Here is a 10,681-nt window from a genome sequence, read left to right as displayed (position 1 = left end):
TAGGGACTTTCACCCATTAGAGAAGAGCGCTGCCAAGCGCACAAAAGAATGCCTTGAAAAATAGGCATTCTTCAATGTTTATGACCGCTTTTCTTCATCATCAATCCATTGATTATTCTTTAAATCATATGATTTATAATCATCCTGAAAAACAAAATACGATGGTAAATTCAATGAAGTTCCGCCTGCTTCTTGCCAACATTGACTAAACCACTCTGTAAAAACTTTTTGTTCTTGTGGAACTAATATCTCTTCATTTTGCTCATAAAACTCAAAAAAATCATCTAACTGATTGTCGTTTAACTGATAATATTCGACCTCTGGGAGTATCTCCTCACTACCAGCAAAAACCGTGGCGTCATTTCCTTCATAGAAAACTTCATTGGCTTCTTTATCCATTGTGAACATTGTTATTGATATTTCGAACCTCGTAGGTTCAATGAATGCAGAAAAATCCAATAAATCTATATCAGTTGAGAAGTTGTATTCAGAGATACTTTTAAGATTTCTCACCAACAAATCAGATTGTTTCTCAAGGCTGGCTTTAATAGAACCAATATAGATATCGACGGTAAACATAATAAAACCTCCACAAAAAAATGAAATTATACGGTGAACGGGATAATCTTTGTCTCATTTCCCAGGTACAAACAAGATATAGTCATCCCGCTTTTCAAATTCTTCACAGAGCCTTCAAATCCCTCTATTTCAAAAAAAACGAAATCATGCCAAATAATGCTCCTAATATACTGAAGCTACCTCGTTACTTTCAGCCAGCGTATGGAAGTTATTGACGTTTTAAAAATGATATATCCTTTTTTTTCACACGAACTTTTCCATCAGACTTACGATCGTGTTAAACACTCTTTTGATTAGCGTAGGACATTACAGTCTACTGTTGTTTTGTATGTAACAACTCTAAACACTTTACAAATCTTGCAATTATGGCATACAAATCTCTTCTTATCTTTGCCCTCGGCAATTTCCTTTAAAAATGGTCTTTACCATGAATTGATTGTACTAATGATGTTTGGAGGAAACTCACCCAATGCTGTTGAGTCTGTACTGAACCTACTAGCTAATTTCATTGCTATCCCTTCCTTCATCTTTATTAATTTTCCGGATCATTTGTACTTAATATACAAATATCAACATTACATTTAACACAGCTTAATTTTTTTTGACATGAACTATGTCATTTTTCCTAGAAATCCATATAGCCAATTTCCATAACATTTGCTATTCTTGAGTATACGTGCTTTTTCCACTAACGGAGGTATATGATATGAAACGCGAACAACATAAGAAGAAAAAGGGCTGGAAGAAAATAGTCCTAATTATATTCTTATTAATAATTGCAGCTGTAGGCGCTTATGCATTTTCTGTTTACCAATCTTTAAATAAAGCAGTTGATACGATGCATGAGCCGATTAGCCGCGAAAAATCAGATAAACGGACCGATGAAGTTACCCTGGATAAAAAAGAACCTTCTCTGTTTTGATGCTCGGGGTAGATGAGCGAGAAGGTGATCGCGGGCGATCTGATACAATGATTGTTTTAACCGTGAATCCTAATCTTAATTCGGTAAAAATGCTAAGTATCCCCCGGGATACAAGAACTGAAATAGTCGGGAAAGGTTTCCAGGATAAAATTAATCATGCATATGCTTTTGGCGGAGTAGAAATGTCAATGAATACGGTTGAAAACTTCTTAGACATACCAGTTGATTATTATATGCAAATCAATATGGAGGGTTTTAAGGATATAGTGGATTCGGTCGGAGGAGTTACGGTTAATAACGATCTTGATTTCACCTATGAAGGAACACATTTCCCAAAAGGAAACATCACTCTTAACGGGAAAAAGGCTTTAAGTTACTCACGAATGCGTTACGAAGATCCGCGTGGTGATTTTGGCCGTCAGCAGAGACAGCGCCAAATCATTCAAGCGGTCATAAAAGAAGGCGCCAGCCTTTCTTCTTTGACAAATTACAATGAAATCTTTTCAGCTTTAAGTACAAATATTAAAACGAATTTTACATTCAATGAAATGGTGGAAATACAAAGTAAATATAAATCCGCTGGAGCTAACATAGAACAAATGGCAATCAAGGGAAGCGGAAGCAAAATTGATGGGATTTATTATTTACAAGTTGATGAATTTGAAAAACAACGAATTCAAGAAAAACTTAAGGCTCATCTTGAGTTAAATTAATAAAAACCTTGGGTATGATTTAATCTGCCCAAGGTTTTTTATTTTTAGCTAGGTGTCACTTGTTCAGTGTTCGTTTCTGTATTTGATTCTGTATTCGTTTCTGTATTTGTTGATGCCATTTTAATGAGTTAAGATAAAGCAAAGAAATTTATTGAAAAAATTACGACAATTCGCGACAAAATAATAATTGAAAGTTATAATAAAAAAGCCGATAATTCTTATGGGCAAAATCACTGAAAAGTGATGACGCAAAGCTAGAGGGGCCTCTGTCAATGACAAAGCCAGCCAGCTGCCATCAATAAAAAAGGAGATAGATTTGATGTCGAACTATTATTGGCTAACACCCGAGGAGAAACAAAGAAAGAAAAAAAGAAACAAGATTGTTCTTTATGCTTCTTTACTTCTCGTAACAGTCATCATAAGTGCATTTGTAACTGTACTTGCAAGCCAAATATAAGTTTCAAAATCCCAACAAAACATTGTTGGGATTTTTGCATTACCTCCAAGATTTCAAATGCCGGTTAAAGCTATTCATCAAATAACATTTTATGTATTATAAATAGATAAAAATCCCCATAAACTAATTTCCGATTTAATATATTTAATATATTAATAAAATAATACGTTTTGATTAAATTATAGTAACATTCAAGAAAAACTCTTCCCTTTCTCTTATGATGTTTAAGTAACTAACTATATCTTTAACATTATTAAAGGGAAGTGGTAAAGTTGGGAAAACAGCGCAATCACATATACGAAGTACATTATATAAGAGCAATTGCTAGTTTAATGGTACTGCTGGTTCATGTTTCAGCTGCTTATTATTACCAACATGACCAGAAGTATAATGAGATAACACTGTTTATTAACCAAATTAGCCGCTTCGGTACTCCAATGTTTGCGGTTATCAGTGGGTTTCTCCTTTTTTACCAAACGATAATTAAAGGATTTTATTTTAAAAGATTTGTATCGAGCCGTTTCACGAAAATTGGTATACCATTTTTTCTGTGGAGTGGGTTTTATTTATCCTTTATGATACTTGCTCAAAATATTCAGCCGTTCGAAGAAGGTTATTTAGTATTTTTAATTAACTTTGCTTTCGGGGACTCTTTTTATCACCTTTATTTTATGTCGATTGTATTTCAGTTTTATTTGATTTTTCCTCTGTTACAGCTAATTCGATCAAAAAAGAGTTGGATACTGCTCTTATTCCTGGCCGCCTTAACAAACTTATATATCCTAAAATTTTATGCACCAGGACAAACCGAAGGTATCTTAAAGGTCTTATTAAGCCAAAGAGCATTCTTGCCAAGTTGGATATTCTTTTTTATTTTTGGTGGGTTCCTGGCTTATAATTGGGAAGGATTAATAAAATTCTCACAGAAAAACAAGATTGTCCTTGGATTAAGCGTTCTTATTTTAACTGCGTTGGCAGTACTAGAATATAAAATAATTGGATCAGTACCATCCAATAGAGCTACCAATCTAGTGAACATTCCTATTATCACATTATTCATATTGGGCATAAGTGAAGACATTATGAAAATCCGGTTTTTAAACCGGTTCCTAACAAAGGTGGGTACGTTGTCTATGGCTATCTATCTTGTCCATCCTTTTGTTTTATATATTGTACAAACAATAGCACCCCAGTTTATTTGGAAAACAACACTATTTCCAATAACTTTTATGATTGTCCTTGCATTGACAATTGCCGTTGTTAAACTTATTCAATTGCTTCCATACAATCAATATATTTTAACAGTACCAAAAATAAAAGAATCCCAGAAAAACCACTGGAAACCCCAGACAACCATAAAGGTTTCTAACACAACTAATTAAATCAACAAGGGCCAGGCCCCTACTAAAGTAGGGGCCTGGCCCTTTTAGGTAACCCATTTTCTTAGGGTTCCCCAGTGTTTTGCTTATTAGTTTGACTAATTCCTATATTACTTCGGTAAATTCCTATTTAAACCTTCACAACTCCGCGCCATCCTTAAAGTATATATTCCCGCTGTTATCCATCGTAATATCTGAAGCAGTGACGCCTGGATAGATGGTCTTTTTCATTGTCATTGGGTTAACTAAAAAAAGCTTTTGTTCAACCGTTCCATAGGCACTCCACCTTTGCCAATCACAAGAGTGCCATTTTTAAATCGTCCGCTTGTGGTCGGGGTAATGTTAATCGTTTTTATTTTTTTCGTTTTAGGGTCGTAAGAAAACAGGTTTCCATCTGAAAGTCCCAAATAGTGCCGTTCGGAGCTGTTGCCAGGCAGGCTATGGATCATTCTTGGCTTTGTTAACGGAAGCGGTATTTATTCGATTTTTCCATTCGGACTGTTACTTCTCAATCGGAAGAAGACAGCTGTTTTTCTCGATTCATTCTTCCCATTACTGAAAATGGTTGTGCCTCCATAAGTATATCCACCGCTTGAAGCAAGTGATACAACACTCTGTTCTGGCACTATGTTCCTGCGAATTAATTTGTTTTTCGTCGCAGGATTGTAAAACACTAATACACCGCCAATTTCACCATTCTTTGGATGAGTTCCCATAAACAAACTCTTAGACACTTCATCAGCGGCCATTGCCACAATCCGATCCTGTCCGTTTCCTACGGCAAAAGCAATTTCTCCCCAGGTATAGCTTTAGAAGGATTATATTCATATAATGAAGCCCCCGGGTATACGCCTAGATAGAGCTTGTCATTTAGCGTGACCATTGATTCAGCCTAGCCAACCTTCAATAGTTCATTTGTTTCCTTCGTCTCTGGATTAAACGCATTTACTTGACCAGAAACAAATCCATTTGAGATAATCTGGTCGCGTGGTCCGCGCTCAATATTGTAGATCGGAATCGACTGCTGCGGTAGATTCAATTTATTCACCTGCAGCTTTTCTGTGGCTGGATTATACATTAAGTATGTTCCTGAATTTCCAAGCAAACCAACTACTGAAGAGCCAGGGAATTCCGAATGATTGAGATTAATAACATCAATCGATACAGCCTCCGTACCTTTTAAAGTGCCGGGTATATTGCTTATATTCCCGCTGTCCAAATCATACTTATGAAGTGCATAGCCATGAGAATAGTAGACAGCTTCCTCACCAGGACTCACCTGGGAAACTCCACGCGAACTAGCCGGAATCTCTTTCTTAAAAGCCAGTGTGATGCTGTCAAACACAAGGATTTTTTTGCTTGGTTCAAGCTTGGCGAAAAGCAATCCATCTACTTCATCTAAATCATAGACGGATGTCTCTCCCTGGTACTTTTCAGGAAGAATGCTCTGTTTTTTATTTGTCGTCATGTCCCATGCTACCAGCTGGGCTTTAGCACCCACCCCGGCAAATAAAGTATTGGTTTCTTCGTTATAGGCAAGGCTTCTCGCTAAATGTTTCCCTGGTAAGACCTGCCCCAGGTCTGTGAACCCTTTTCCTGCTTCATATTTAAACACACTGCCATTTGGGGAGGTGCTTCCCAAAACCACTCCGCCACCTGTTACTTCCAGATCATGAATGGAAGTTCCCTTCACAGTGGCCTTCCCCTTATCTATTAGTGATTTTGTTTTCGGATTATATTGGAATAAATGTTCACTCGGCGTTCCGCCAATCCATACGGTACCCCCGCTATCTACAGTCATAGCCCATGCACTCGTAGACCATTTTAAAGTCTTTTCATCCCAGACTTTATTTTTGACAATATCTATTGCCACAAATTTGGCCGGTTCCCCCTGAAGCAGGACGTACATGAGAGCAGTGCCATCTGGAGCATGACCGGCAGCTCCTGTTATGGCAATCGTATTATGTATTTGCGAACCCAAGTTCACAAAGCGATCATTTACACATTCAACCGCTTTTAGTTTTGCTTTGCTAGGTGTCTCATAAGTAACTTTTTCATCGCGGTCTACATAATAGCCCCCTCCGACACTCAGCATTCATGGTTTAAAGGCATAAATACGATAAAACTCTCTTTTTTCAATGTTCTTGATAAGGTTTTTTTGTTTCCATCCAGCTTAAATAACACGGTATCCTTCTCAATTTCTAGCCTTCCGATTTGCCCTTTCTTAAGCTCAATGCCATCCCACCAAATTTTTGTTGCTTCTCTGAAGGCATCACACTCTCCAGCCGCACTTGCCTGCAGATTAAATCCACCAAGCAAAACTAGGAGAACAAGCAAGTGGATTAGTACTTTTATCACCATACAAAACTCCTTTTAATTAGTATATTAGTATTATATATAATTGTTAAAACTCTAGGGATATTTTTACCATAATTGTAATTACCTACTTGTGATTTTTGAGTAATTATGTGTTTAAGATTGGAGGAAGGACTCCTATGCATAAAATTCTCTATAGTAACGAGATGCTAGTTCTATCAATATAAAATCTAAATTCAAATGAAATTGCGTCTTACAATGAATACACTAAAAGCCCAGAGTTTTGCTCTGGGCTTTCGTAGAATCCGTAAAACAATAATAGTCTCATTTACAATGTTGAAAAGGCAATTGAAAGATTCAACTCTTAAAACACTAGAGAATGATTATCAATAGTTATCAGTTTGACTAAAAACTGATTCATACTTCTTTTGTAATGCCTCCCTCAATACCGGGTCTGTAACTAAGGAGATGTTCTCTTCATAATAATTTTTGTTCAGTTCTAAATCAGTATTATTTTGGCTTGCTAGATTTATTATTATCCGGTTAAGCACCATACTTAACGTGACTGCCATCTTTGTATCCTCGATTAGAGTTTCTGCTGGACCTTTATACTGGACAAGTACAGCATTCCGAGTTGTTTTACCATAAATTTTATATAAAAACTGGGCCTGATGTTTAATAAGGGCAGAAAGTGAATGGTAAGAAGCCTCCATGTTATCAAGGTTTCCTGCATTCTTGAATCCTTCTAATTCTTGTCTATTAACCTCTAGCTTTTCTCCAGCTGAGATTCCATCTATGAAGAACATTGCCCGCTCTCTTGTCAGCTCGATATTCTTTAGTTTTGATGAATAAGCTTTCTTTTGCGCCTCTGATAGTTTGGTATATACTTTTTTAGCCATGGTCAGATTCTTACCTGTCTCATTATAGGCGTCGTAAGGCTTTACCGTTACTTTTCCTTCATAATCAACAGAAATCTTCCTATATAGTTTTGAACTTGCCAACTCTGCACTAGCCAGGTGTTTAATAAAGAGATTAATAGACGAATTGATATGATGATTATGGACTGCTTCAGCTAAAGAAGAGATGAATTTAACGTCTCTTTTCACAGGAATTCCACTTGTCATGACAACAAGAATATATGGCTGATCGTCTAAAATAAGGGCAGCATCATTATAAATTAAATCCTTCGGTATATATCCTACCTTATGGACAACCTTGTTTGCCGGCAGCCCAGGAGCTTTCGTTTCCTTATACACTGTATTTGAAAGGAGTTTTACTAGCTCATTTCCATACTGGGGATTCTTTTTGGCAAAACTCCATAACTGCTTTACATATACCGACAAGTCATCTGATGTTGTAACATTCCTTCCAGAAGGATAGACCGTTTTACCGCCCAATGATTTTGCATAATGAATAAAATTGCTCTTCCCAACCCTCTCTCGAAGCATAATAAATGCAATATTATCAGAATACATAATACTTTTTTTCAGTAAATCACGAATCGTATAAGAAGTACCTACTCGATCCCTTTGTATTACCCCGCTTCCTCCGTAATAATGATGGGAACGGTATGTTAGTTTCTCATTCAAGTCAATTTTCCCTTTAGAAGCCAAGTCATATACATATAACACCAACGGCAGTTTAATAGTACTGGCAGCAGGTCTTATTCTTGAAGATTGATAGGAATACTTCTCTCCCGTAACCAGATTCTCATAGTAAACTGAGATATTGGGATAAGTTTTGACAGAAGACTTTACAAAGGAGTCAATACCATTTACCCCACTGGCACTTGTGCTTAATGCAAATGCACTTTGAAATATTAGTAGTGCCATCAATATAAAACTAACAAATTTCATCATTTTCCCTCTCCGATCTACATTAAAAGTTTCACATTTCTAATTTAACTATAACTTGGAAATAATTACTATAAAAATAGTATATTTTGCGTGTATTAGAAATTCCTTTTTAATCAAACGTTTGATTAAAATAAAAATTGGCTGATTCATGTTCCCAGTCACAGGAAGTGGGCAGGTAAAAAAGCAAGAAGCATAAGGCTCAGTTCATGCCTCATACTTTTATTTCAAATCCCAACTGGGACATGAGAACCTTCCAACCGTCCCCATGTCCCATTGGAAGAACAAAAATTAAAAGGGCACGATGAGCAGTAAAAAAACTGCTCATCGTACCCTTTTTCGTACAAAAAAATTCAGATTGTCTGTTTTATGAACCATCCCTTTGGCTCATTGAAACAAAGCTTATCGATCAAACCTTCCTTGGAAATCCAGAGTGCTAGTCCTTTCGAGTGGAAGTTTCACGCTTTTTCCTTCAGCAGCTGATTTATAGATAGCCAGGACAAGCTCCAATGCTCTTCTTCCATCTTCTGCTGTAACATATGGTTCCCTATCATTCTTAATAGCATCAATAACATCAGCATATAGAGGATTGTGTCCGAATCCATATACAGTAGGTGGATTCTCCTGATACGTCTCTTTAACTTCTTCCGCATTATCAAGATTATCAGCAAAAAGCCATTCTTCAATTATATTTACGGATTTCCCACCAGCCTTGACTGTACCTTTATCTCCGAAAATATACAATGTTTCCTCTAAATTCTGAGGAAAGATGTTTGTTGTTCCTTCAACAACTCCGTAGCTGCCATTAGCAAATTTGATTAATGCCAACCCTAAGTCTTCTGCTTCAATGAAACCATGCTTTAAGTTATCTGTCATTCCGACAACCTCAACAATTTCGTCACCCATCATCCAACGTAATAAATCGATATTATGAATACACTGATTCATAAGTGCTCCGCCATCTTGTTTCCAGGTTCCACGCCAAGGAGCTTGAGTATAGTAATCTTCTCCCCTGTTCCAGCGAATATGAGCCGTACCATGAAGCAGTCTGCCAAAGCGTTCTTGTTCTACAGCTTCTCTAATTTTTAGAATTGATTTATTAAAACGATTTTGGTGGCATGCGCTCACCTTCACATTTTTTTCTTTAGCCTTTGCAATGATTTGGTCAGCGTCTTCAAGTGAGAGTGCAATTGGTTTTTCAATGATAAGATTAGCATCAGCTTCGATACAATCCAAAGCTATAGATGCATGGTTCCCACTTTCAGTACATATTGCGATTAACTCAGGTTTTTCTTTTTCTAGCATCTCTTTATAGTCAGTGTATTTCGCAACAGTATCCGGAAGGTTGAATTTCGAAATTTTATCATCGATATTTTCCGGAACTACATCACATAAAGCAACAATATCAAGTTCATTTTCCATTGCAGCAGCAATATGATTAGGTGAAATTCTTCCACAACCAATGATGCATATCTCAGACTCATAATAATCTCTCCTCATAATAATTCTTTTTGCGACTTTTCACATGCATCATATCATTTTTCGTATTCCTTAGCATGTTTTGTACTGATTGCTAACCTACCATTGTATTGGCTGGTCAGCTATTTCAATAAAATCTACTGTTAATTATAATATACCTTTTTAGACTTTTCCATGCTCACGGTATTATGGTGCACAAGGGTCATAGCAGGCAACTTCAGCTTCCCTTTTTAAAGTCTTTCAATCACTCTAGGTGCAGGGCTAACTCTATAGTACTTATACTCCTTTCTAATTAATCTGCTCTTCTCACACTTTTTATTTCGTCTCTGGAAGGCTGCACATTACAGTCCCTTTGTCTATTTTATGATATAATTAAGATTGAATATTCAGACAACCTTAAGGGGTGCTAGTAGATGAAACAAAACATAATCGACATTGTCCAATCGCAAGTAATTGCATCCATCAAAGAAGAAACTGATTTGGAAAAGGCGGCTCAGTCCAACTCCAACATTGTGTTCATCCTTACTGGGAATTTAATTACGATGGATGGATACCTGAAGAAACTGAAGGCAGCAGGAAAAACGACTTTCATACATATTGATTTCATCGATGGACTGTCCAATACGAAAAGTGCGATTAAATACATAGCAGAAATCTGGAAGCCCGCCGGAATCATCACAACAAAAAGCAACCTGATTAAATATGCAAAGGAAGAAGGTTTGATGACGATTCAGCGCCTTTTTCTGATCGACCGAAATGCTCTCGTCAAAGGTATCGAAATCGCACATAATTGTAAGCCTGATGCGATTGAAATTCTTCCTGGTCTGATGCCTTCTGTCATTGATAAGCTGACAAGAATGACCACATTGCCAATCATTGCTGGTGGGCTGATCAGTAATAAGGAAGATATTCTTAATGGTTTAAGCGCCGGTGCTCTCGCTATTTCCTCTGGTGACCCAAAGCTCTGGAATCTCGATTTATAA

At 36.9% G+C, this 10,681-nt stretch carries 9 protein-coding genes, 1 pseudogene and 1 riboswitch; of the genes and pseudogenes, 4 read left to right on the top strand and 6 right to left on the bottom strand.

What is annotated here, in order from left to right:
* Positions 1–78 precede the first annotated feature (78 nt).
* Positions 79–579: a hypothetical protein gene (locus tag JCM21738_RS19145; RefSeq protein ID WP_023613709.1), complete on the bottom strand. Its 501-nt coding sequence runs from the start codon at positions 577–579 to the stop codon at positions 79–81.
* Between the two features lie 706 nt (positions 580–1,285).
* On the opposite strand from JCM21738_RS19145, the pseudogene tagU reads away from it, so the two are divergent.
* The 3 genes and pseudogenes from tagU to JCM21738_RS19135 all read left to right on the top strand — a co-directional run bounded on the left by tagU (position 1,286) and on the right by JCM21738_RS19135 (position 4,053).
* Positions 1,286–2,214: pseudogene (gene tagU / locus JCM21738_RS19140) on the top strand (polyisoprenyl-teichoic acid--peptidoglycan teichoic acid transferase TagU).
* 213 nt (positions 2,215–2,427) lie between these two features.
* A riboswitch (cyclic di-GMP riboswitch) is annotated at positions 2,428–2,511 on the top strand.
* A 22-nt stretch (positions 2,512–2,533) separates the two neighbouring features.
* Complete coding sequence (locus JCM21738_RS24515) at positions 2,534–2,671, top strand: hypothetical protein (RefSeq protein WP_023613707.1); 138 nt, start codon at positions 2,534–2,536, stop codon at positions 2,669–2,671.
* A 272-nt stretch (positions 2,672–2,943) separates the two neighbouring features.
* Positions 2,944–4,053 (top strand): acyltransferase, encoded by a 1,110-nt coding sequence (locus JCM21738_RS19135; protein ID WP_023613706.1) that lies wholly within the window; start codon positions 2,944–2,946, stop codon positions 4,051–4,053.
* Between the two features lie 473 nt (positions 4,054–4,526).
* Here JCM21738_RS19135 and JCM21738_RS19130 read toward each other — a convergent pair whose 3' ends face one another.
* The 5 genes from JCM21738_RS19130 to JCM21738_RS19115 form a co-directional block, all read right to left on the bottom strand.
* Entirely contained in the window at positions 4,527–4,805 is a 279-nt protein-coding gene (locus tag JCM21738_RS19130) for a hypothetical protein (RefSeq protein WP_148296148.1), read from the bottom strand.
* 137 nt (positions 4,806–4,942) lie between these two features.
* Complete coding sequence (locus JCM21738_RS22740) at positions 4,943–6,145, bottom strand: hypothetical protein (RefSeq protein ID WP_023613703.1); 1,203 nt, start codon at positions 6,143–6,145, stop codon at positions 4,943–4,945.
* Positions 6,139–6,408 (bottom strand): hypothetical protein, encoded by a 270-nt coding sequence (locus tag JCM21738_RS22735; RefSeq protein WP_156916343.1) that lies wholly within the window; start codon positions 6,406–6,408, stop codon positions 6,139–6,141. Before JCM21738_RS22735 ends, JCM21738_RS22740 begins: the two co-directional genes overlap by 7 nt.
* A gap of 344 nt (positions 6,409–6,752) precedes the next feature.
* Entirely contained in the window at positions 6,753–8,225 is a 1,473-nt protein-coding gene (locus tag JCM21738_RS22730) for a serine hydrolase (RefSeq protein ID WP_052019797.1), read from the bottom strand.
* Positions 8,226–8,621: 396 nt separating this feature from the next.
* Entirely contained in the window at positions 8,622–9,719 is a 1,098-nt protein-coding gene (locus JCM21738_RS19115; RefSeq protein WP_035209895.1) for a Gfo/Idh/MocA family protein, read from the bottom strand.
* Between the two features lie 392 nt (positions 9,720–10,111).
* Here JCM21738_RS19115 and JCM21738_RS19110 point away from each other — a divergent pair, with 392 nt between their 5' ends.
* Entirely contained in the window at positions 10,112–10,681 is a 570-nt protein-coding gene (locus tag JCM21738_RS19110) for a glycerol-3-phosphate responsive antiterminator (RefSeq protein WP_023613699.1), read from the top strand.

This window comes from Mesobacillus boroniphilus JCM 21738, assembly GCF_000517385.1.
GTDB lineage: Bacteria > Bacillota > Bacilli > Bacillales > Cytobacillaceae > Mesobacillus > Mesobacillus boroniphilus.
Note: the sequence above shows the minus strand (reverse complement) of the source record. Positions and strands in the feature narration are given on the sequence as shown.

What these genes read in the sequence shown, in the direction of transcription:
- JCM21738_RS19145 (WP_023613709.1), bottom strand. Translation starts at nt 579, where the DNA reads ATGTTTACCGTCGATATCTATATTGGTTCTATTAAAGCCAGCCTTGAG.
- JCM21738_RS24515 (WP_023613707.1), top strand. Translation starts at nt 2,534, where the DNA reads ATGTCGAACTATTATTGGCTAACACCCGAGGAGAAACAAAGAAAGAAA.
- JCM21738_RS22740 (WP_023613703.1), bottom strand. Translation starts at nt 6,145, where the DNA reads ATGCTGAGTGTCGGAGGGGGCTATTATGTAGACCGCGATGAAAAAGTT.
- JCM21738_RS22730 (WP_052019797.1), bottom strand. Translation starts at nt 8,225, where the DNA reads ATGATGAAATTTGTTAGTTTTATATTGATGGCACTACTAATATTTCAA.
- JCM21738_RS19115 (WP_035209895.1), bottom strand. Translation starts at nt 9,719, where the DNA reads ATGAGGAGAGATTATTATGAGTCTGAGATATGCATCATTGGTTGTGGA.
- JCM21738_RS19110 (WP_023613699.1), top strand. Translation starts at nt 10,112, where the DNA reads ATGAAACAAAACATAATCGACATTGTCCAATCGCAAGTAATTGCATCC.